The 20,932-nt window shown below is 60.1% G+C and carries 21 protein-coding genes; 17 read left to right on the top strand and 4 right to left on the bottom strand.

The window, feature by feature from the left end; translation table 11 throughout:
• Positions 1-92: 92 nt before the first annotated feature.
• The 7 genes from AB4N98_RS06375 (at position 93) to ispD (ending at position 7,889) form a co-directional block, all read left to right on the top strand.
• Positions 93-1,040 carry an acetyl-CoA carboxylase carboxyltransferase subunit alpha gene (locus AB4N98_RS06375; RefSeq protein ID WP_460149315.1) on the top strand — a complete coding sequence of 316 codons (948 nt, stop codon included), beginning with the start codon at positions 93-95 and terminating at the stop codon, positions 1,038-1,040.
• 160 nt (positions 1,041-1,200) lie between these two features.
• A complete protein-coding gene (gene tilS / locus AB4N98_RS06370; protein ID WP_068936348.1) occupies positions 1,201-2,520 on the top strand; it encodes a tRNA lysidine(34) synthetase TilS in 1,320 nt (439 codons plus the stop codon).
• A 273-nt stretch (positions 2,521-2,793) separates the two neighbouring features.
• Positions 2,794-4,425 (top strand): CTP synthase, encoded by a 1,632-nt coding sequence (locus tag AB4N98_RS06365; protein ID WP_017529683.1) that lies wholly within the window; start codon positions 2,794-2,796, stop codon positions 4,423-4,425.
• A gap of 5 nt (positions 4,426-4,430) precedes the next feature.
• On the top strand, positions 4,431-5,276 hold the full coding sequence (kdsA, locus tag AB4N98_RS06360; RefSeq protein ID WP_065877156.1) for a 3-deoxy-8-phosphooctulonate synthase: 846 nt from the start codon (positions 4,431-4,433) through the stop codon (positions 5,274-5,276).
• A 157-nt stretch (positions 5,277-5,433) separates the two neighbouring features.
• On the top strand, positions 5,434-6,723 hold the full coding sequence (eno, locus tag AB4N98_RS06355) for a phosphopyruvate hydratase (RefSeq protein WP_053137218.1): 1,290 nt from the start codon (positions 5,434-5,436) through the stop codon (positions 6,721-6,723).
• Positions 6,724-6,906: 183 nt separating this feature from the next.
• The gene (ftsB, locus tag AB4N98_RS06350; RefSeq protein WP_003172294.1) at positions 6,907-7,185 is read left to right on the top strand and encodes a cell division protein FtsB; all 279 of its coding nucleotides are present in this window, start codon (positions 6,907-6,909) and stop codon (positions 7,183-7,185) included.
• Positions 7,182-7,889: a 2-C-methyl-D-erythritol 4-phosphate cytidylyltransferase gene (gene ispD, locus AB4N98_RS06345; RefSeq protein ID WP_017529680.1), complete on the top strand. Its 708-nt coding sequence runs from the start codon at positions 7,182-7,184 to the stop codon at positions 7,887-7,889. Before ftsB ends, ispD begins: the two co-directional genes overlap by 4 nt.
• A 35-nt stretch (positions 7,890-7,924) precedes the next feature.
• Here the strand turns inward: ispD and AB4N98_RS06340 are convergent, their stop codons facing one another.
• On the bottom strand, positions 7,925-8,824 hold the full coding sequence (locus tag AB4N98_RS06340) for a LysR substrate-binding domain-containing protein (RefSeq protein WP_017529679.1): 900 nt from the start codon (positions 8,822-8,824) through the stop codon (positions 7,925-7,927).
• Between the two features lie 105 nt (positions 8,825-8,929).
• Here AB4N98_RS06340 and AB4N98_RS06335 point away from each other — a divergent pair, with 105 nt between their 5' ends.
• The 8 genes from AB4N98_RS06335 to rpoS all read left to right on the top strand — a co-directional run bounded on the left by AB4N98_RS06335 (position 8,930) and on the right by rpoS (position 16,047).
• Positions 8,930-10,042, top strand: a complete 1,113-nt coding sequence (locus AB4N98_RS06335) for an S-(hydroxymethyl)glutathione dehydrogenase/class III alcohol dehydrogenase (protein WP_017529678.1) — start codon at positions 8,930-8,932, stop codon at positions 10,040-10,042.
• An 8-nt stretch (positions 10,043-10,050) separates the two neighbouring features.
• Complete coding sequence (gene fghA / locus AB4N98_RS06330) at positions 10,051-10,896, top strand: S-formylglutathione hydrolase (protein ID WP_460149314.1); 846 nt, start codon at positions 10,051-10,053, stop codon at positions 10,894-10,896.
• Positions 10,897-10,950: 54 nt separating this feature from the next.
• Entirely contained in the window at positions 10,951-11,424 is a 474-nt protein-coding gene (ispF, locus tag AB4N98_RS06325) for a 2-C-methyl-D-erythritol 2,4-cyclodiphosphate synthase (protein ID WP_012722614.1), read from the top strand.
• Entirely contained in the window at positions 11,421-12,479 is a 1,059-nt protein-coding gene (truD, locus tag AB4N98_RS06320; RefSeq protein ID WP_017529676.1) for a tRNA pseudouridine(13) synthase TruD, read from the top strand. The genes ispF and truD overlap by 4 nt, the downstream gene beginning before the upstream one ends.
• Entirely contained in the window at positions 12,467-13,216 is a 750-nt protein-coding gene (gene surE / locus AB4N98_RS06315) for a 5'/3'-nucleotidase SurE (protein ID WP_017529675.1), read from the top strand. The genes truD and surE overlap by 13 nt, the downstream gene beginning before the upstream one ends.
• A 41-nt stretch (positions 13,217-13,257) precedes the next feature.
• Positions 13,258-13,893 carry a protein-L-isoaspartate(D-aspartate) O-methyltransferase gene (locus AB4N98_RS06310; protein ID WP_169865481.1) on the top strand — a complete coding sequence of 212 codons (636 nt, stop codon included), beginning with the start codon at positions 13,258-13,260 and terminating at the stop codon, positions 13,891-13,893.
• A 207-nt stretch (positions 13,894-14,100) separates the two neighbouring features.
• Positions 14,101-14,937 carry a peptidoglycan DD-metalloendopeptidase family protein gene (locus AB4N98_RS06305; RefSeq protein WP_017529673.1) on the top strand — a complete coding sequence of 279 codons (837 nt, stop codon included), beginning with the start codon at positions 14,101-14,103 and terminating at the stop codon, positions 14,935-14,937.
• 105 nt (positions 14,938-15,042) lie between these two features.
• The gene (rpoS, locus tag AB4N98_RS06300) at positions 15,043-16,047 is read left to right on the top strand and encodes an RNA polymerase sigma factor RpoS (protein ID WP_017529672.1); all 1,005 of its coding nucleotides are present in this window, start codon (positions 15,043-15,045) and stop codon (positions 16,045-16,047) included.
• A 211-nt stretch (positions 16,048-16,258) separates the two neighbouring features.
• Here the strand turns inward: rpoS and AB4N98_RS06295 are convergent, their stop codons facing one another.
• Complete coding sequence (locus AB4N98_RS06295; RefSeq protein WP_002554837.1) at positions 16,259-16,468, bottom strand: cold-shock protein; 210 nt, start codon at positions 16,466-16,468, stop codon at positions 16,259-16,261.
• A 389-nt stretch (positions 16,469-16,857) separates the two neighbouring features.
• Here AB4N98_RS06295 and dcd point away from each other — a divergent pair, with 389 nt between their 5' ends.
• Positions 16,858-17,424, top strand: coding sequence for a dCTP deaminase (gene dcd, locus AB4N98_RS06290; protein WP_003189215.1), 567 nt, complete (start codon positions 16,858-16,860; stop codon positions 17,422-17,424).
• Positions 17,425-17,531: 107 nt separating this feature from the next.
• Positions 17,532-17,729, top strand: a complete 198-nt coding sequence (locus AB4N98_RS06285; protein ID WP_017529671.1) for a hypothetical protein — start codon at positions 17,532-17,534, stop codon at positions 17,727-17,729.
• Between the two features lie 24 nt (positions 17,730-17,753).
• On the opposite strand, the gene pdeM is transcribed toward AB4N98_RS06285, so the two are convergent.
• On the bottom strand, positions 17,754-18,404 hold the full coding sequence (gene pdeM, locus AB4N98_RS06280; protein ID WP_065877153.1) for a ligase-associated DNA damage response endonuclease PdeM: 651 nt from the start codon (positions 18,402-18,404) through the stop codon (positions 17,754-17,756).
• Entirely contained in the window at positions 18,404-20,884 is a 2,481-nt protein-coding gene (locus tag AB4N98_RS06275) for a ligase-associated DNA damage response DEXH box helicase (protein ID WP_135196489.1), read from the bottom strand. Before AB4N98_RS06275 ends, pdeM begins: the two co-directional genes overlap by 1 nt.
• Positions 20,885-20,932: the final 48 nt, after the last annotated feature.

Raw genomic sequence — 20,932 nt, 5'->3', positions numbered from 1 at the left:
TCGACCTAAACGCGCCTCTCCCTTAAGGTAGGGCGCGAATAGACAACCGGCTGGCCAGGCTCACCCTGGCCGTCGACCCAAGACGGACGCTTATGAACCCGAATTTTCTTGATTTCGAACAGCCGATCGCTGACCTGCAAGCCAAGATCGAAGAACTGCGCCTGGTCGGCAATGACAATTCGCTGAATATCGGCGATGAGATCGCTCGCCTGCAAGACAAGAGCAGCACGCTCACCGAGGACATCTTCGGCAAGCTGACCAGCTGGCAGATCGCGCGTCTGGCTCGCCATCCGCGCCGCCCGTACACCCTGGACTACATTCAGCATATCTTTACCGAGTTCGATGAGCTGCATGGCGACCGCCACTTCTCTGACGACGCGGCCATCGTTGGCGGTATTGCTCGCCTGGACGACCAGCCGGTGATGGTGATCGGTCATCAGAAAGGCCGTGAAGTACGCGAAAAAGTACGTCGCAACTTCGGTATGCCGCGTCCTGAGGGCTACCGCAAGGCGTGCCGCCTGATGGAAATGGCCGAACGCTTCAAGATGCCGATCCTGACTTTCATCGACACACCGGGTGCTTACCCGGGCATCGATGCCGAAGAGCGCAACCAGAGCGAAGCGATTGCCTGGAACCTGCGTGTCATGTCCCGCCTGAAGACTCCGATCATCGCCACCGTGATTGGTGAGGGGGGGTCCGGCGGTGCATTGGCCATTGGCGTCTGCGACCAACTGAACATGTTGCAATATTCGACCTACGCAGTGATCTCGCCGGAAGGTTGCGCCTCGATCCTGTGGAAAACCGCAGAAAAGGCGCCCGATGCTGCCGAAGCCATGGGCATCACCGCTGATCGCCTCAAAGGCCTGGGGATCGTCGACAAAGTCATCGCCGAGCCACTGGGTGGCGCGCACCGCGACCCGGCCGCTGCCGCCGCGACCATCCGTGCCGAGTTGAGTTCGCAACTGGCGATGCTCAAGAAGCTTGATAACGAAGCGCTGTTGGCCCGTCGTTACGAGCGTCTGATGAGCTACGGCCTCTAAGCCGACGCTGGCACTTAATGTGGGAGGGAGCTTGCTCCCGATGGCGGTGGATCAGCTTGCACATGCGGTGGCTGACACTGCGCTATCGGGAGCAAGCCCCTCCCACATTTGCTTTGTGTATGCTGGTAAACCTATTCCAGATTTGCAGCGTTGATGTGTGATGAAACCGGATGTTGCCGCAAGACTCCTGCAAGCCCTGGCCCCCTGGCGCAATGCCCCGGCCTGGCACATCGCATTTTCCGGTGGGCTTGATTCCACCGTCCTGCTGCATCTTCTCGCCTCCCTGGCAAACACCCAAACCCTACCGCCCCTTCGCGCCGTCCATGTCCACCACGGCCTGCAAGCTGCTGCCGACGCATGGCCAGCTCATTGCCAAGCGGTCTGCGACAGCCTGGGCGTACCCTTGCGCCTCATGCGTGTGCAGGTGAGGCCGGGCGCGAGCCTTGAACGTGCGGCGCGGGATGCGCGCTATCAGGCGTTCATGCAGGCAATGGGGGCAGGGGAGGTGCTTTTCACCGGCCAGCATCGCGACGATCAGGCCGAAACGCTGCTGTTTCGCCTGCTGCGCGGTGCCGGTGTGCGAGGGTTGGCGGCGATGCCTGAGCACCGCCCCTTGGCGCAGGGCCACTTGGTGCGGCCGTTGCTGGCATTTTCCCGTAGCGAACTGGAAGCCTACGCGCAACAGCATCAATTGCACTGGATCGAGGATCCCTCCAACGTTGATCCACGGTTTTCCCGCAATTACCTGCGTCACCGTGTACTTCCCAGCCTTACGGAGCGCTGGCCGCAGGCGATCACCCAGCTGGCTCGCACGGCTGAACACATGGCTGAGGCTCAAGGGCTGCTCGACGAGTTGGCGCAGATGGACCTGCAGCGCGCCGGTCAGCCTTCTGCGTTTCCCTGGTTGCCTCTGCCGTCCCTGGCGCTTGAACCCTTACGCCAATTGTCCGATGCCCGCCAGCGTAACGTTTTGCGGTATTGGCTGACGCCACTGACCCGTTTGCCCGACAGCGATCACTGGACCGGTTGGAACGCCCTGCGCGATGCCAAGGGTGACGCACAGCCTCTATGGCGCCTGGCCGACGGCCAAATGCAGCGTAGCGGTGAACGCATCTGGTGGTTGCCCACAACCTGGTCGACGTTTTCCGACGCATCGGTGAGCTGGCCCGATCCCCAACAACCACTCGAGTTGATGGGCAATGGCCAGCTGAGATTTATCGGCCGGGCCCCCGAAGGCCCGTTGGTGGTCCGCTATCGCCAGGGGGGCGAAATCTTCGATGTGCCGGGGCGAGGTCGGCGTGATCTCAAGCGCCTGCTCAATGAAAGTGGTTTGCCGGGCTTCGTCCGTGGCAGATTGCCGCTGGTCTATCGGGGCGAGCAATTGCTGGCTGTGCCAAGCGTCGCGGGGGCATGGACCCGCTCGGTGGATGACGGGCAATTGGATTGGTTGCCACAGAGCTGCGATCAAGGTTTGAGCTGATAGCGCCTTTCCGGTAGACTACGCTCCCTTCTTGATACAACTTCTGTGGATTCGCCTGAATCGCAGCAGTTGCCGATTACCAAGCAGTCTTTGCTGGGCGATTCCAAAAAATGTGTAGCGATCAACGTACCGGTGTTTCATTGCTGGTCTGTCACAACGCGGCGGTTTTTTTGAAAGGTGCACTGTGATTAATGCAGGTGATCGGGGGCTTCGGCCTCTCTTCGCTTTCCCCGGCGGCTCGGACCGCTTTAACGCAGACTTCTAGGGTTTTTCATGACGCGCTACATATTCGTCACGGGCGGTGTTGTTTCTTCATTGGGGAAAGGCATTGCCTCCGCTTCATTGGCGGCCATCCTGGAGGCGCGGGGGCTTAAAGTCACCATGCTCAAGCTGGACCCGTACATCAACGTCGACCCGGGCACCATGAGCCCGTTCCAGCACGGTGAGGTGTTCGTCACACACGACGGCGCCGAGACCGACCTGGACCTGGGCCACTACGAGCGGTTCATCCGCACGACCATGACCCAGAACAACAACTTCACCACCGGCCGTGTCTACGAGCACGTGCTGCGCAAGGAGCGCCGTGGTGACTACCTGGGTGCAACCATCCAGGTGATCCCGCACATCACCGACGAAATCAAGCGCCGCATCATCAAGGGCGCGGGCGATGCCGACGTGGCGATGGTCGAGATTGGTGGCACCGTGGGTGACATCGAATCCCAGCCGTTCCTCGAAGCCATCCGCCAACTGCGTTTCGAAGTCGGCGCCAAGCGCGCGATGCTGATGCACCTCACCCTGGTGCCATACATCGCCACCGCCGGCGAAACCAAAACCAAGCCTACCCAGCACTCGGTCAAGGAACTACGTTCCATCGGCCTGCAGCCAGACGTGCTGGTGTGCCGCTCCGATCATCCGATCGACATTTCCTCGCGTCGCAAGATCGCCCAGTTCACCAACGTTGAAGAACGTGCGGTGATTGCCCTGGAAGACGCAGACACCATCTACAAGATCCCGGGCATCCTGCATTCACAAGGCCTGGATGATTTTGTGGTCGAGCGTTTCGGCCTGCAATGCAACGGCGCGGATCTGTCCGAGTGGGAAGCCGTGGTCGATGCCAAGCTCAACCCTGAGCACGAAGTCACCATCGCCATGGTCGGCAAGTACATGGAGCTGCTGGATGCGTACAAGTCGCTGATCGAAGCGATGAGCCACGCCGGCATCAGCAACCGTACCAAGGTCAACCTGCGTTATATCGATTCCGAAGACATCGAGAACCAGGGCACCGCGCTGCTCGAAGGGGTCGACGCGATCCTCGTGCCAGGCGGTTTCGGCCTGCGTGGCGTGGAAGGCAAGATCACCGCCGTGCAGTACGCTCGTGAGAACAAGGTGCCGTACCTGGGTATCTGCCTGGGCATGCAAGTGGCCGTCATCGAGTTCGCCCGTAACGTGCTGGGCTGGAAAGACGCCAACTCCACCGAGTTCGACAGCAAGAGCGGCCACCCGGTCGTGGGCCTGATCACCGAGTGGGAAGACGCCACCGGCGCGGTCGAGACCCGTACCGAAAGCTCCGACCTGGGCGGCACCATGCGCCTTGGCGCGCAAGACTGCCTGCTGGAGGCCGGTTCTTTGGTTCACGATTGCTATGGCAAGGACGTGATCGTCGAGCGTCACCGTCATCGCTACGAAGTGAACAACAACCTGCTGCCGCAGATCAAAGCCGCCGGCCTGAAGATTTCCGGTCGCTCCGGTGATGGCGCGCTGGTTGAAGTGGTCGAAGCACCGGATCATCCATGGTTCGTCGCTTGCCAGTTCCACCCGGAGTTCACCTCGACGCCACGTGACGGCCACCCGTTGTTCAGCGGTTTCGTCAAGGCGGCACTGACGCAACACCAGAAGAAGGCGTAAACCTGATGGCCCAGAAGATCATTCGCGTAGGCGACATCGAGATCGCCAACGACAAGCCCATGGTGCTGTTCGGCGGCATGAACGTGCTGGAAAGCCGCGACATGGCGATGCAGGTCTGCGAAGAGTACGTCAAGGTTACCGAGAAACTGGGTATCCCTTATGTGTTCAAGGCCAGCTTCGACAAGGCCAACCGTTCGTCCGTGACCTCCTATCGCGGCCCGGGCCTTGAAGAAGGCATGCGGATCTTCCAGGACATCAAGCAAGCCTTCGGCGTGCCGATCATCACCGACGTCCACGAGCCTGAACAGGCTGCCGTGGTCGCCGAGGTGTGCGACATCATCCAGCTGCCGGCCTTCCTGTCGCGCCAGACCGACCTGGTCGTGGCGATGGCCAAGACCGGCGCCGTGATCAATATCAAGAAAGCCCAGTTCCTTGCGCCTCAGGAGATGAAACACATCCTGAACAAGTGCGTGGAAGCGGGTAACGACCAGTTGATTCTCTGCGAGCGGGGTTCGAGCTTCGGCTACAACAACCTCGTGGTGGACATGCTCGGTTTCGGCATCATGAAGCAGTTCGAATACCCGGTGTTCTTCGACGTGACCCACGCGCTGCAAATGCCCGGTGGTCGTGCAGACTCCGCTGGTGGTCGCCGCGCCCAGGTGCTGGACCTGGCCAAGGCGGGTCTCAGCCAGTCCCTGGCCGGCCTGTTCCTGGAAGCCCACCCGGATCCGGACAACGCCAAATGCGACGGCCCCTGCGCTCTGCGCCTGGACAAGCTGGAGCCATTCCTGGCCCAGCTCAAGCAGTTGGACGAACTGGTCAAGAGTTTTCCGACGGTAGAGACCGCGTAAGCGGCGTTTCTCCGGTAGACTTTCCCACGCTTTCTGCTCAGGCCGTCGGGCCTGAGCCTTGTCGCCTGCAAGCCTGCCCCGTTGTTCCACCCTTGCGGTCGGTCAAAAGTTTCCCTTCAGCTGCGTCGTTTTCGTCAACTTTGGAGTGTTTACAACAATGGCAAAAATCGTCGACATCAAAGGTCGTGAAGTTCTCGACTCCCGTGGCAACCCCACCGTCGAAGCCGACGTGCTTCTCGATAACGGCATCATCGGCAGCGCCTGCGCGCCATCCGGTGCTTCCACAGGTTCGCGCGAAGCGCTGGAACTGCGTGATGGCGACAAGAGCCGTTACCTGGGCAAGGGTGTCCTCAAGGCTGTAGCCAACATCAATGGCCCGATCCGTGACCTGCTGCTGGGCAAAGACCCGCTGGACCAGAAAGCCCTGGACCACGCGATGATCAAGCTCGACGGCACTGAAAACAAAGGCAGCCTGGGCGCCAACGCCATCCTCGCCGTGTCCCTGGCTGCCGCCAAGGCCGCCGCCCAGGACCAGGACCTGCCGCTGTACGCGCACATTGCCAACCTGAACGGTACACCGGGTGTTTACTCGATGCCGGTGCCGATGATGAACATCATCAATGGTGGCGAGCACGCCGATAACAACGTCGATATCCAGGAATTCATGGTACAGCCGGTGGGTGCCAAGACCTTCTCCGAAGGCCTGCGCATGGGTACCGAGATTTTCCATCACCTCAAGGCTGTATTGAAGGCCCGTGGCCTGAGCACTGCCGTGGGTGACGAAGGTGGTTTCGCACCGAACCTGGCGTCCAACGAAGATGCGCTGAAAGTCATCTCCGAAGCCGTGGCCAACGCGGGTTACACACTGGGTACCGACGTGACCCTGGCCCTGGACTGCGCAGCCAGCGAGTTCTATGAAGACGGCAAGTACAACCTGTCCGGTGAAGGCCAGGTGTTCAACTCCGAAGGCTTCGCTGAGTACCTCAAGGGCCTGACCCAGCGCTATCCGATCATTTCGATCGAAGACGGCCTGGACGAGTCCGACTGGGATGGCTGGAAGATCCTCACCGACAAAATCGGCGAAAAAGTCCAATTGGTGGGCGACGACCTGTTCGTGACTAACACCAAGATCCTCAAAGAAGGCATCGATAAAAAGATCGCCAACTCGATCCTCATCAAGTTCAACCAGATCGGCACCCTGACCGAAACGCTGGAAGCCATCCAGATGGCCAAGGCTGCGGGCTACACCGCCGTGATCTCCCACCGCTCGGGCGAAACCGAAGATTCGACCATTGCCGACCTGGCCGTGGGCACCTCGGCGGGCCAGATCAAGACCGGTTCCCTGTGCCGTTCCGATCGTGTTTCCAAGTACAACCAATTGCTGCGTATCGAAGAGCAATTGGCCGGCAAGGCCAAGTACAACGGTCGCGGCGAGTTTCGCGGTTGATCGCTACTGGTTGGTAGGGCGTGGTAAAAGTCAGCGGATTGCGTCGGAAAGTTCACGATAGTGAACATTTCGGCGTTAATCTGATGGCTATCAAGCACAAGCCTGGTTCTTCCAGGCTTCGTGCTATCAGTTGCTTCAAAAGTGATGCATGGCTGTCTTTTTTCACTGGATACCCGATATTCGATGCGCAGTCCCAATTGGTTGTTCCTCGTCTTGCTCTTGTTGCTGGCTGGCCTGCAGTACCGCCTGTGGGTGGGTAATGGCAGCTTTGCGCAGGTAAAAGACCTGACCCAGCAAATTGCCGACCAGCACGCCGAAAACGAACGCCTGTTGGAGCGCAACCGCGTCCTTGATGCCGAAGTGCTTGAGTTGAAAAAAGGTACGGAGACCGTTGAAGAGCGGGCTCGCCATGAATTGGGCATGGTCAAGGAGGGCGAAACCCTCTACCAGTTGGCCCAATGAGTCAGTGTTTGCCGGCCTTCTGGGCCGTGATTCCTGCCGCGGGCGTCGGTGCCCGTATGGCCGCGGACCGTCCCAAGCAGTATTTGCAGTTGGGTGGCCGCACTATTCTTGAACACAGCCTTGGCTGTTTCCTTGATCACCCAGACCTCAAGGGGCTGGTGGTCAGTCTGGCTTCTGATGATCCCTATTGGCCCACGCTGGCCTGTTCTGTCGACCCCCGTATCCAGCGTGCGGACGGTGGTTCAGAGCGCTCGGGGTCGGTGCTCAATGCATTGCTGCAGTTGAACGCCTTGGGCGCCAGTGATGATGACTGGGTGTTGGTGCATGATGCTGCCCGGCCGAATTTGAGCCGCGATGATCTCGACAAACTGTTACGCGAGCTGGCCGATGATCCTGTCGGTGGCCTGCTGGCCGTACCGGCTCGCGACACCCTTAAACGCGTCGACAGGCACGGTCGGGTGGTGGAAACCGTCGACCGCCGCTTGATCTGGCAAGCCTACACACCGCAAATGTTCCGCCTCGGTGCCTTGCACCGTGCATTGGCCGACAGCCTGGTGGCCGACGCAGTCATCACCGACGAAGCCTCGGCGATGGAGTGGTCCGGCCAGGCGCCGCGCCTGATCGAAGGGCGCTCGGACAATATCAAGGTGACCCGACCGGAGGATCTTGAGTGGCTTAGGTTGCGGTGGGCGAATCGGCGCTAGTCGGTTAAACCGTGTCCAGCGCAAACACCGAATAATCACCCGCTGTACTCCGGCCGCCCAGCCAACCCTTCCTTCAAAAAATCCACCAACTTCCTGACCTTCGGCGACAAATGCCGCTGTTGCGGATACAACGCCCACACTGCCGTGTTCGGCGGCTGGTGGGCCTCCAGCAACGACACCAACGCCCCGCTGTGCAAATGTTGCAGCACGTAATAGTCCGGTAACTGGCACAACCCCACCCCCTGCAGCGCCGCATCCAGCACCGCTTGCCCACTGTTGCAGCGCCAGTTTCCCTGTACTCGCTGGGAAAATTCGCGCCCATCCTGAGCCAGTTGCCAGATATCCGAACTGCCGATCAGGCAGTTATGCCGACTCAGTTCCGACAAGCTATGCGGGCGCCCGTACCGTTCCAGATAGGACGGCGATGCGCACAAATACATGCGTCGGGGCGCCAGGCGGCTGGCGACCATCCTTGAATCAGAAAGACGCCCCAGGCGAATCGCCAGGTCCAAGCCTTCGTGTACCAGGTCGAGCTGGCGATTGCTCAGTTCGATATCCACCCGCAACTGCGGATAAAGCCCCATGAACCGCGTCACCAGCGGCACGATGAAGCGTTCGCCATAAGCCACTGCGCAGGTCATGCGCAACATGCCTTTGGGTTCGCTGGCCAGGTCGCCCACCGCGCGCAGCGCTTCTTCGCGGCCGTCTTGCAGGCGCTGGCAATGTTGCAGGAACGTTTGCCCGGCTTCGGTCAGGGTGACTTTGCGGGTACTGCGATACAGCAAACGGGTTTGCAATCGCTCTTCCAGGCGTGCGACCTGTCGGCTGATATGGGATGACGACACGCCCAGACGCTCGGCTGCCGCCGTGAATTGGCTGCACTCAGCCACGGCGACGAACTCGTCGATGCCTTCCCAGCGGTTTTCCTGCGTCATGGTTATCCCTGTACAGCAATAATGTTTTGCTTTGTGCTGGATTATTAATCAATGAGCCGTGTTTTACACTGCTCTTCTCAATTTTCAGTGCCTGGAGAAAACCGGATGATCAAGTCACGCGCCGCTGTCGCCTTTGAAGCCAAAAAACCGCTGGAGATCGTGGAAGTGGAGGTCGCCATGCCCAAGGCTGGCGAAGTGCTGCTGCGCGTGGTGGCTTCCGGCGTATGCCACACCGACGCCTATACCCTGTCGGGCGCTGACCCGGAAGGTATTTTCCCATCGATCCTGGGCCATGAAGGCGGTGCGGTGGTTGAAGCCGTCGGCGAAGGCGTGACCTCGGTGGCCGTCGGCGATCACGTGATCCCGCTGTACACCCCTGAATGCGGCAAATGTAAATTCTGCCTGTCGGGCAAGACCAACCTGTGCCAGGCCATTCGTGCCACTCAGGGCAAGGGCTTGATGCCGGATGGCACTACGCGTTTTTCCTACAAGGGTCAGCCGATTTTCCATTACATGGGGACTTCGACCTTCTCCGAATACACCGTACTGCCGGAAATTTCCGTGGCGAAAATTCCTAAAGAAGCCCCGCTGGAAAAAGTCTGCCTGCTGGGTTGCGGCGTCACCACTGGTATTGGCGCGGTAATCAATACCGCCAAGGTCAAGCCGGGCGACACGGTGGCGATCTTCGGTCTCGGCGGTATCGGCTTGTCGGCGGTGATCGGCGCGGTCAAGGCCAAGGCCGGTCGCATCATCGCCATCGATATCAACCCGGCCAAGTTTGAAATCGCCAAGCAATTGGGTGCCACCGACTGCATCAACCCAAAAGACTATGACCGCCCGATCCAGGACGTGATTGTCGATTTGACCGACGGTGGCGTCGACTTCTCCTTTGAGTGCATCGGCAATGTGCAACTGATGCGCGCCGCCCTCGAGTGCTGCCATAAAGGTTGGGGCGAGTCGGTAATCATTGGCGTGGCCGGGGCCGGCCAGGAAATCGCCACCCGTCCATTCCAGCTGGTGACGGGTCGCGTCTGGCGCGGTTCGGCCTTCGGCGGCGTGCGCGGCCGTACCGAATTGCCAAGCTACGTGGAGATGGCTCAGACCGGCGAGATCCCGCTGGATACTTTCATTACCCACACCATGGGCCTGGAAGACATCAACAAAGCGTTCGACCTGATGCATGAAGGCAAGAGCATTCGCACCGTCATCCATTTCTGAGGTCGGCCATGAGTCTGGAAAACCTGTCGTGCCAGAAGAGCTTCGGCGGCTGGCATAAACGTTACAAGCATCACTCGGATGTGCTCGGTTGCGACATGACCTTTGTCGTCTACCTGCCGCCGCAAGCGGAGCAGGGCGGCAAGCTGCCGGTGCTGTACTGGCTGTCCGGGTTGACCTGCACCGATGAAAACTTCATGCAGAAGGCCGGCGCCCAACGCATGGCCGCCGAGCTGGGGCTGATCATCGTCGCGCCGGACACCAGCCCGCGCGGGCCCGGTGTGCCGGGTGACCCGGACAGCGCCTGGGACTTCGGCCTGGGCGCGGGCTTTTATCTGAATGCCACCCAGGAACCTTGGGCTAAGCACTATCGGATGCATGACTACGTGGTGCAGGAATTGCCGGCATTGGTTGAAGCGCATTTCCCGGCGTCGGACAAACGCGGTATCAGTGGCCACTCCATGGGCGGCCACGGTGCATTGGTGTGTGCCTTGCGTAACCCGGGGCGTTACCTGTCGGTGTCGGCGTTTTCGCCGATCAACAACCCGATGGATTGCCCTTGGGGCCAGAAAGCCTTCTCCCGTTACCTGGGCGACGAGCGCTCGAAGTGGCGTGAATGGGACGCCTGCGTACTGATCAGCGAAGCCTCGCAAAAGCTGCCGCTGCTGGTGGACCAGGGCGACCGCGACGATTTCCTCGCGGTGCAGCTCAAGCCTGAAGCCTTGCAGCAGGCGGCCAAGGCAGCCGGGCATCCGCTCGAACTGCGCCTGCAACCGGGCTATGACCACAGCTACTTCTTCATCGCGAGCTTCATCGAAGACCATTTGCGGCACCATGGCCGTGCTTTGCTCGGTTAATGTGCGGCAAAAGTAGGTAGAATCACGCCCTGAATAAAATCGGGGCGTTTTTTTATGCGTATTGGCCACGGCTACGATGTGCACCGTTTCGCTGAAGGCGATTTCATCACCCTGGGCGGCGTGCGCATTGCGCACCACCACGGGTTGCTGGCTCATTCCGACGGCGACGTTGTGTTGCATGCCTTGAGCGATGCCTTGCTCGGCGCGGCGGCGTTGGGGGATATCGGCAAGCACTTTCCGGATACCGACCCGACGTTCAAGGGCGCGGACAGCCGGGTGTTGCTGCGGCATGTGGTCGGCCTGATCCATGCCAAGGGCTGGAAGGTCGGCAACGTCGACAACACCATCGTGGCCCAGGCCCCGAAAATGGCGCCCCATATCGAATCGATGCGCGCACTGATTGCCGCAGACCTGCAAATTGAATTGGATCAAGTGAACGTGAAAGCCACCACCACCGAAAAGCTCGGGTTTACCGGTCGTGAAGAGGGCATCGCGGTGCACTCCGTCGCCTTGTTGCTGCGCGCATGAATGATCTGCAACTGTTGGGCCCGCGAGCCTATGGCGAAGCCTTGGGCAGCGCCGTCCTGAAGGCCACCGCTGAAGATTTCCAAGTGGACGAAGTGCTGGATATCCCCCTGACCGGCGACGGCGAGCACCTGTGGTTATGGGTGGAAAAACGTGGCCTCAACACCGAGGAAGCCGCGCGCCGTATCGCCAAGGCCGCCGGCGTGCCGTTGCGCACCGTCAGCTATGCGGGGCTCAAGGATCGCCAGGCGCTGACCCGCCAGTGGTTCAGCGTGCAGTTGCCGGGCAAGGCTGACCCGGACATGAAGGGTGCCGAAAACGACACTCTCAAGATCCTTAAAACCGCTCGCCACAGGCGCAAGCTGCAACGGGGCGCGCATTCGGCCAATGGTTTCACCCTGCGCCTGACCCAGTTGGCCGGCGATACCGCCGCCATCGACGCACGCTTGCAACAGATTGCACAACACGGCATCCCCAATTACTTCGGCGCCCAGCGTTTTGGCCATAACGGCGGTAACGTGGTTGACGCCCGTGAGTGGGCCGCTCGCAAGGCTTTGCCCGAACAGCGCAATGTGCGTTCGCGACTGTTGTCCACCGCGCGCAGTTTTCTCTTTAATAAGGTGCTGGCCGCACGCGTGGCCGACGGTTCGTGGCAACGGGCCCAGGTTGGCGACTTGCTGGCATTTACCGACAGCCGCAGTTTTTTCCCGGCTGGCGAAGCTGAATGCAGCGACCCGCGCCTGGCAATCCTGGACCTGCACCCGACCGGGCCGCAGTGGGGGGAGGGCGATTCGCCCGCAACCGGCGCGACCCATGAACTTGAGCAGGCGATCGCCGCAAGCGAAGCCGATCTGCGTGATTGGCTGGTGAATGCCGGCATGAGCCAGGAACGTCGCATTCTGCGGCTGCCCATTGGCGGGTTGACGTGGCATTATCCCGGGCCTGACATTCTGCAATTGGAATTCGTCCTGCCGGCCGGATGCTTCGCCACTGTCTTGGTGCGCGAGCTTGTTGATCTGGTGCCGGTGGGGCAGACGGACAGCCCATGCGTATTCTGATATCAAACGATGACGGTGCCACCGCACCCGGTCTTGCCGCGCTTCATGCTGCGCTGGCGGATTACGCCGAGTGCGTGGTGGTTGCCCCCGACCAGGACAAGAGCGGCGCCGGCAGTTCGCTGACGCTCGACCGTCCCCTGCATCCGCAGGTTCTGGCCAATGGCTTTATCAGCGTAAACGGTACCCCTACCGACTGCGTACACCTGGCGATCAACACCCTGTTGGACCGGGAACCGGACCTGGTGGTGTCGGGTATCAACCTCGGCGCCAACCTGGGCGATGACGTGCTGTATTCCGGCACCGTGGCGGCAGCTCTTGAAGGGCGCTTCCTAGGCCGTACCTCGTTCGCGTTTTCCCTGGCGTCGCGCCAACTCGACAACCTGCCCACCGCCGCCTATTTCGCGCGCAAGCTGGTGGAGGCCCACGGCTCCCTGGACTTGCCGCCGCGCACGGTGCTCAACGTCAATATCCCCAATTTGCCCCTCGACCACATTCGCGGCATCCAGCTGACACGCCTGGGCCATCGCGCCCGGGCAGCGGCCCCGCTGAAAGTGGTCGACCCGCGCGGCAAGGAAGGGTATTGGATCGCTGCCGCGGGCGACGCCGAAGACGGTGGCGAGGGCACGGACTTTCATGCGGTGATGCAAGGTTATGTGTCGATTACCCCGTTGCAACTCGATCGCACTTTCAGTGATGCCTTCCGTGGTCTCGATGGCTGGCTGGAGGGGCTGCGCTGATGGCTCGTGAACAAGACGACCTGCTGCGTCGCGGTATCGGGATGACTTCCCAGCGTACCCGTGAGCGTTTGATCCAGCGCCTGTACGAAGAAGGCCTGTCCAACGCCCAGGTGCTGGAAGTGATCCGCCGCACGCCGCGCCATCTTTTCGTCGATGAGGCCTTGGCCCATCGCGCCTATGAAGACACGGCGTTACCCATCGGCCATAACCAGACCATCTCCCAGCCCTACATGGTTGCGCGCATGAGCGAGCTGCTGTTGGCGGCGGGGCCGTTGGATAAGGTGCTGGAGATCGGCACCGGCTCCGGCTATCAAACCGCGGTACTGTCGCAGTTGGTGGAGCGGGTGTTCTCGGTGGAGCGCATCAAGGTGTTGCAGGATCGCGCCAAGGAGCGTCTGGTTGAGCTCAACCTGCGCAACGTGGTGTTCCGCTGGGGCGATGGCTGGGAAGGCTGGCCGGCGCTGGCGCCATACAACGGCATCATCGTCACCGCCGTGGCCACCGACGTACCGCAGGCATTGCTCGACCAGTTGGCCCCCGGTGGGCGGCTGGTCATCCCGGTGGGCTCCGGTGAAGTGCAACAATTGATGCTTATTGTGCGTGAAGAAGAGGGGTTCTCTCGGCACGTGCTGGGGGCCGTGCGCTTTGTTCCGTTGCTCAACGGCCCACTGGCCTGATCAATTTTTGCCGACAGTGAATTCTGCTGGTGTGGATGTGTCTTACAGCGGGGTCTATCAAGTCAACATGATGGGCGCAGCGATTCAACACGCTGGATGATTCGTTTCAGTCGTGTGCCGGTAAAACTTCAATGCCCAGTTATACTTGCGACATATTTCAAGCCTGATACAGGCATACATGTTCAGCCACCACAAAGGGAGCGGCGGGTGAGTCTCACAGGTCTTGCGCAGCGTATGGGTAAAACAAGTTTTCAGCGACTGGTGCTTGGCCTTGTCTTCGGTTCCTTGTTGGTAGGCTGTTCCAGCTCGCCAAGCAGTGGCGCGCGGGTCGTCGATCGTAATAATGCCGCCCCACAAAAGCCGACGGTCACCACCGGCCAGTACGTGGTGCGCAAGGGCGATACATTGTTCTCGATCGCCTTTCGTTACGGTTGGGACTACAAGGCGCTTGCAGCCCGTAACAACATTCCTGTGCCCTACACGATTCATCCGGGTCAGACGATTCGCTTTGACGGCCGCACCGGCTCAACGCCCACGGCAGTTGTGACAAACACCGGATCTTCGCCGTCGTCTTCGAGCAAAACCACCGTCTTTACAAGGCCTGCCGGCACGGTTGCGGCGACGCCTGCAAGCAAGCCGGCACCCGCGCCGCTGCCACCTGCGGGGCCTGCGCCGACCGGTTGGGGATGGCCCTCAAATGGAGTGTTGATTGGAAAATTCTCTTCAAACGGTAGTTTGAATAAAGGCATTGATATCGCCGGGGATTTGGGACAGCCTGTTTTAGCTGCGTCTGATGGGACAGTGGTGTACGCCGGGAGTGGTTTGCGGGGCTACGGCGAGCTGGTCATCATCAAACACAGCGATACCTACGTCAGTGCCTACGGTCATAACCGCAGGCTTTTGGTTCGGGAGGGGCAACAGGTCAAAGTCGGACAGACAATTGCCGAAATGGGGTCAACTGGTACGGACCGGGTGAAACTGCACTTTGAGATTCGCCGTCAAGGGAAGCCTGTAGATCCGCTGCAATTCCTACCCCGTCGTTGATGTGTTGCACAGCCTGTTCCTTACGTAGAAGGAACAGGCTCCAGCGTTGCCAAGGATAAAGGCGTCGCTTGAGCTTGAGGTCGAACTCACCAAAGGACTATAACAATGGCTCTCAGTAAAGAAGCGCCGGAGTTTGACATCGACGATGAGGTTCTCCTTATGGAGACCGGTATCGCTATGGAATCGATGTCGAATGAGGGACCTGTAACACCTTCAGTTCGCACCAAATCCAAGAACTCCACCGCGTTAAAGCAACATAAGTACATTGATTACACACGGGCGCTCGACGCGACCCAGTTGTACCTCAATGAAATCGGCTTTTCCCCTCTGCTCACTCCCGAAGAAGAAGTCCATTTTGCGCGTTTATCGCAAAAGGGTGATCCGGCTGGGCGCAAACGCATGATTGAAAGCAACCTGCGCCTGGTGGTGAAAATCGCCCGACGCTACGTCAATCGTGGGTTGTCCCTGTTGGACCTGATCGAGGAGGGCAACCTGGGCCTGATCCGGGCGGTGGAGAAGTTCGACCCTGAGCGGGGCTTTCGCTTTTCAACCTATGCCACTTGGTGGATTCGCCAGACCATCGAACGGGCGATCATGAATCAGACCCGTACCATTCGGTTGCCGATCCATGTGGTCAAAGAGCTGAACGTCTACCTGCGGGCAGCGCGTGAGCTGACTCAAAAACTCGATCATGAACCCTCGCCCGAAGAAATTGCCAACCTGCTGGAAAAACCGGTGGGTGAGGTCAAGCGCATGCTCGGTCTGAACGAGCGCGTGTCTTCGGTCGATGTCTCGCTGGGTCCGGACTCGGACAAAACCCTGCTGGACACCCTGACGGATGATCGCCCTACGGATCCTTGCGAACTGTTGCAGGACGATGATCTGTCGCAAAGCATTGACCAGTGGTTGTCTGAGCTTACGGACAAGCAGCGCGAGGTGGTGATTCGCCGCTTCGGCCTGCGTGGCCATGAGAGCAGTACCCTGGAGGACGTAGGCCTGGAGATCGGCCTGACCCGTGAGCGGGTGCGGCAGATCCAGGTCGAAGGGCTCAAGCGCTTGCGTGAGATCCTGGAGAGGAATGGCTTGTCGAGCGAGTCGTTGTTCCAATAACGACGCAACCTGAAAGCTTAAATGTGGGAGGGGGCTTGCTCCCGATTGTTGAGTGACAGTCAATGGATGCATTGACTGATTCACCGCTATCGGGAGCAAGCCCCCTCTCACATTTTTTATGCCTGGCGTTTGTTCGGGTATTTCAAGAAAATCCAGGCATAAAAAAACCCCGCTTTTAAGGGCGGGGTCTTTTCGACTAAGTCAGTACAAGTTAGATAACTTGAACTTCTTCAGCTTGCATGCCTTTCTGACCGCGGGTAGCGATGAAAGAAACCTGTTGGCCTTCTTTCAGGCTTTTGAAGCCGTCGGATTGGATAGCTTTGAAGTGAACGAACAGGTCGTCACCGGATTGTGGAGTGATGAAGCCGAAGCCTTTTTCATCGTTGAACCACTTAACGGTACCAGTTTGGCGATTAGACATGGTGTAACTCCTTGAACAAAGTTAACTGCGACTCAGGAAAAGCCCTGGCCGAGACTGAGTGCAAAGAGCAGGAAAAATTCTTGGAGATGGTTGGATCGAAATTCAACATATCGTGTAGAGATTCTCAGTGACACAAGCAACACAGTGACGCCACCTTAACCGTTTTTCCGGAACGTGCCAATGGTATTTCCGAAGGTTTCTCTAATTTCGTGACTGGCGGTGGTATTTACGGTCGCCGGGCACCGTCGTCCGGGTACCGGCCCCGCGGGCTGCGGCCTATGCCGGGCAGGGCATTCATCAAGAAAACCCCCACGGCCTTTGAACCCCAACGTCTGCCCCGGTAAGATGCCACACAGAATTTTTCCACCTCGCTATTCAGGACACCCGCCATGAGCATCAAATCGGACAAGTGGATTCGCCGCATGGCGCAAGAGCACGGCATGATCGAGCCGTTTGTCGAGCGCCAGATTCGTGGCGAAGGCGACGAGCGTGTGATTTCGTACGGGGTTTCCAGCTACGGCTACGATGTGCGTTGCGCCGATGAATTCAAGGTGTTCACCAATATCAATTCGGCGATCGTCGATCCGAAAAACTTCGACGAAAAGAGCTTCGTCGACGTCAAGAGTGACGTGTGCATCATCCCGCCAAACTCTTTCGCCCTGGCGCGCACTGTGGAGTTCTTCCGTATTCCCCGCGACGTGCTGACCATTTGCCTGGGCAAAAGCACCTACGCGCGCTGCGGCATCATCGTTAACGTGACACCGCTTGAGCCCGAGTGGGAAGGTCATGTAACCCTGGAGTTCTCCAACACCACCACGCTGCCGGCGAAGATCTACGCCAATGAAGGCGTGGCTCAGATGCTGTTCCTGCAGTCCGATGAGGCTTGTGAAGTGTCCTACAAAGACCGTGCCGGCAAGTATCAGGGCCAGCGCGGCGTCACCTTGCCGCGCGCTTGATCGAAAGGTCCTACGCGCAAAGGGAATTAGTCTGCAGAAAGTGACTCTATTGGGTGTACTGCCTCGGCGCGTGTAAAGCGCGCCGAGCCACGCTTGAGGAGTGCCTTATGAAAATCAACCCGCGAATCAGCGCAGAACTTGCCCGGCTTGAACCCAACCAGATTGGTGTTCTGGCCTGGTCCCTGATGGCCGACCCCACTTATGCGGGCGGCATCCCCGGCCAACCCGAGCCGGATTACCCGCAGCCTGCCGAACCTGGTGAGCCGACCCTTCCGGACGAGCCGCCACCCGCGCCTGTTGCCTGATACCTGGATGGCCAGTGGGGGCTTTCAGTGTACTGGCCAGACCTGCTGGTCGCCGATCACGAAAATTCGGTGATCATCGTCCTGCTCCACCGCGTATCCGCCGGTAAACGCTCCAAACGCCGGCAGCAAACTGACCCGCGTACCCAACTGAAAGCACGGCAGGCGCAAACGTTGGTGCCCCTTGCCGCGCAGGCGATACACCGGATGCACATGCCCCGCCAGCACATGATGGCTGGCATGGGCGTGCGGTTCGTGTTGCAGGGCGAAAGGGCCGAGCAGCAGCGGCTCGGCCACCACCTCGATCCTCAAGCCGGCAGGTGGATCGCCCGCGCGTTTATCGTGATTGCCGCGGATCAGGGTCATGGGCAGGTCGCGATGGCGCGCCCGCCAGGCATCGAGCGCGCCCAGGGTGCCGCTGGCATGGGAGCCGGGGCCGTGCAGAAAGTCACCCAGAAAGATCAGCTGTTGGCAGGGATAAGTCGCCAGCAGCCGGTCCAATCGCCGCAAATTCTCGGTGGTAGTGCCTTGCGGTACCGGTTGCCCCAGGCTGCGATAGGCAGACGCCTTGCCGAAATGCGCATCGGCGATCAGCAGGCATTGGCGCGCAGGCCAATACACCGCCTTATCCGCCAGCAGCCAAAGTTCTTCACCCTCAAGCGTCACTGAGCAATGCATCAACGTTTCCCGTTATCCGCGACTTTCTCCAGGTCCTTGACCATCCGCGCGATGCGCTCCGACAGCTTTTCCGAACTCATGCTCTCGCGCATCCGCTCCACCAACAGCGGGAAGGCCAGCGGCGTAGCGCGCTCGATGACGTGTAAGTCCAGTTTCAGCGCAGACAGACGAGATAAGGTCTCTTCCAGCCGACGAATGTCCAACTCATCACGTAGGACTTCTTCTCCAGCTTGGGCCAGCAACAGGTTCTGCGGGTCATATTGCTTGAACACTTCAAAGAACAAACCGCTGGACGCCTGCACTTGCCGGGTACTTTTCGGCGCGCCCGGGTAGCCAGCAAATACCAGCCCGGCAATCCGCGCGATTTCGCGAAAGCGGCGCAAGGCCAGTTCCCCGGCATTCAGGCTGGCCGCCACGTCCGCGAGCAAGTTTTTCGGGCTGAGCAGCGCGTTGTTCAACACAACCGGCCACTCCACCGCCGTGGCACTCAACAGCTCCAGGCCGTAATCGTTGACCGCAATGGAGAAGGTCACCGGTTGCACCTGGCCGACCCGCCACGCCAGCAGGCTTGCCAGCCCCACGTGCACTTGCCGCCCGGCGAACGGGTAGAGGAACAGGTGCCACCCCTCCCGCGATGTCAACGCTTCGGCCAGCAGATGCTCGCGTGTGGGCAAGCCCGACCAGCGCAACTGCATTTGCAACAAGGGTTGCACCGCTTGCATCTCCCGGCCTTCGAAATGCCCGCGCGCCGCCGCTTCGAAGCGCTCTACCACGGCTTGGGCCAGTTCGTTGGAAAGCGGCATCCGCCCGCCATTCCAGCGCGGCACGGCGGCTTTCTTGACGGTGCTGCGGCGCACATAGGCGGTCATGTTTTCCACGCGCACCAGTTCCAACAAGCGCCCGGCGAACAGGAAGCCATCACCGGGCTTGAGCCGCGCGATAAAACCTTCTTCGACGCTACCCAGGTTCTTGCCGCCGCCGCCTTTGCTCCAGAACTTCAACTGGATGCTCGCATCGCTGACAATGGTGCCGACGCTCATGCGATGGCGCCGCGCCAGTCGTGCGTCGGGGACGCGCCACACGCCGTGCTCATCGGGTTCCACGCGGCGGTAATCCGGATAAGCCGTCAGCGACAGGCCGCCATGGCGCACAAACCCCAGGGCCCAGGCCCAATCGGCGTCGGTGAGGTCGCGATAAGCCCAGGCACCGCGCACTTCCTCCAGCAGCGCATCCGGCGTAAAACCACCCCCCAGCGCCATGCTGACCAAGTGCTGTACGAGCACATCCAGCGGCTTGTAGGGTGATTCGCGGGCTTCGATGCGTCGCGCGGCAATCGCGTCCTGGGCTGCCGCCGCTTCCACCAATTCCAGGCTGTGTGTGGGCACCAGCGTCACCCGTGACGGCCGCCCCGGTGCATGGCCGGAGCGCCCCGCGCGTTGCATCAGGCGCGCCACGCCTTTGGCTGAACCGATCTGCAACACCCGCTCCACCGGCAGAAAATCCACCCCCAAATCCAGGCTGGATGTGCATACCACGGCTTTGAGTTGCCCGTCTTTCAAGGCCCGCTCCACCCAGTCACGGGTTTCCCGCGAGAGCGAACCATGGTGCAGGGCAATCACGCCGGCCCAATCCGGCCGCGCCTCCAATAGCGCCTGGTACCAGATTTCCGACTGTGCCCGGGTATTGGTAAACACCAGGCAACTGCGGCTCCCGTCCACCTGCGCCACGACTTGCGGCAGCATCTTCAAGCCGATATGCCCAGCCCAGGGAAAACGCTCGGCAATCGGTGGCAATAAGGTGTCGACTGTCAGCTGTTTGGCCGTTTGCCCCTGCACATTGACCCCACCGCCCTGTGGGACTAAGACCTCTAGCGCGTGGGCCTGGTTACCCAGGGTCGCCGAGATCCCCCATACCATCAACCCCGGATGCCAACGTCGCAACCGCGCCAATGCCAATTGCAACTGCACGCCACGCTTGTTGCCGATCAATTCATGCCATTCATCCACGACGACCATGCGCAGGTGCGCCAGGCTCACCTCGCTGTCGGCGCGGGCCAGCATCAGCGTGAGGCTTTCGGGCGTGGTGACCAGTGCGCTCGGCTGGCTACGCGTCTGACGGGCGCGCTCGCTGCTGCTGGTGTCACCTGTGCGCAGGCCGACGCTCCAGGGAATCTGCAAGGCTTCAAGCGGCGCTTGCAGGGCGCGCGCGGTGTCGGCCGCTAGCGCACGCATGGGCGTGATCCATAACACCGTCAGCGGTTCGGCGGGTGGTTTGCGTTTACCGGCAACGGGCACGCGGGTGATGGCCAAGCGATTGAGTGCGGCGAACCACAGCGCATAGGTTTTGCCGGCGCCGGTGCTGGCATGCAGTAACCCGGACTGGCCGTGCTTGACCGCCGCCCACACGTCTTTTTGAAAGGCGAACGGCTTCCAGCCTTTGGCGGCAAACCATTGCTTGGCGAAGTCGGTGGGTTTTGCCATACGGCGGCTGACATTCCGGAGGGTCTATTGCCACAGACCCTCCAGGCA

The sequence above is a fragment of the Pseudomonas sp. S3_E10 genome, assembly GCF_054667615.1.
Note: the sequence above shows the minus strand (reverse complement) of the source record. Positions and strands in the feature narration are given on the sequence as shown.

Bases quoted from the DNA above. Each gene is read 5' to 3' on its own strand.
- surE (WP_017529675.1), top strand. From the start codon at position 12,467: ATGCGTATTCTGATATCAAACGATGACGGTGCCACCGCACCCGGTCTT.
- AB4N98_RS06335 (WP_017529678.1), top strand. From the start codon at position 8,930: ATGATCAAGTCACGCGCCGCTGTCGCCTTTGAAGCCAAAAAACCGCTG.
- ispF (WP_012722614.1), top strand. From the start codon at position 10,951: ATGCGTATTGGCCACGGCTACGATGTGCACCGTTTCGCTGAAGGCGAT.
- ispD (WP_017529680.1), top strand. From the start codon at position 7,182: ATGAGTCAGTGTTTGCCGGCCTTCTGGGCCGTGATTCCTGCCGCGGGC.
- eno (WP_053137218.1), top strand. From the start codon at position 5,434: ATGGCAAAAATCGTCGACATCAAAGGTCGTGAAGTTCTCGACTCCCGT.
- AB4N98_RS06295 (WP_002554837.1), bottom strand. From the start codon at position 16,468: ATGTCTAATCGCCAAACTGGTACCGTTAAGTGGTTCAACGATGAAAAA.
- dcd (WP_003189215.1), top strand. From the start codon at position 16,858: ATGAGCATCAAATCGGACAAGTGGATTCGCCGCATGGCGCAAGAGCAC.
- AB4N98_RS06340 (WP_017529679.1), bottom strand. From the start codon at position 8,824: ATGACGCAGGAAAACCGCTGGGAAGGCATCGACGAGTTCGTCGCCGTG.
- AB4N98_RS06310 (WP_169865481.1), top strand. From the start codon at position 13,258: ATGACTTCCCAGCGTACCCGTGAGCGTTTGATCCAGCGCCTGTACGAA.
- AB4N98_RS06375 (WP_460149315.1), top strand. From the start codon at position 93: ATGAACCCGAATTTTCTTGATTTCGAACAGCCGATCGCTGACCTGCAA.
- AB4N98_RS06275 (WP_135196489.1), bottom strand. From the start codon at position 20,884: ATGGCAAAACCCACCGACTTCGCCAAGCAATGGTTTGCCGCCAAAGGC.
- truD (WP_017529676.1), top strand. From the start codon at position 11,421: ATGAATGATCTGCAACTGTTGGGCCCGCGAGCCTATGGCGAAGCCTTG.
- pdeM (WP_065877153.1), bottom strand. From the start codon at position 18,404: ATGCATTGCTCAGTGACGCTTGAGGGTGAAGAACTTTGGCTGCTGGCG.
- AB4N98_RS06365 (WP_017529683.1), top strand. From the start codon at position 2,794: ATGACGCGCTACATATTCGTCACGGGCGGTGTTGTTTCTTCATTGGGG.
- ftsB (WP_003172294.1), top strand. From the start codon at position 6,907: ATGCGCAGTCCCAATTGGTTGTTCCTCGTCTTGCTCTTGTTGCTGGCT.
- rpoS (WP_017529672.1), top strand. From the start codon at position 15,043: ATGGCTCTCAGTAAAGAAGCGCCGGAGTTTGACATCGACGATGAGGTT.
- tilS (WP_068936348.1), top strand. From the start codon at position 1,201: ATGAAACCGGATGTTGCCGCAAGACTCCTGCAAGCCCTGGCCCCCTGG.
- kdsA (WP_065877156.1), top strand. From the start codon at position 4,431: ATGGCCCAGAAGATCATTCGCGTAGGCGACATCGAGATCGCCAACGAC.
- AB4N98_RS06285 (WP_017529671.1), top strand. From the start codon at position 17,532: ATGAAAATCAACCCGCGAATCAGCGCAGAACTTGCCCGGCTTGAACCC.
- fghA (WP_460149314.1), top strand. From the start codon at position 10,051: ATGAGTCTGGAAAACCTGTCGTGCCAGAAGAGCTTCGGCGGCTGGCAT.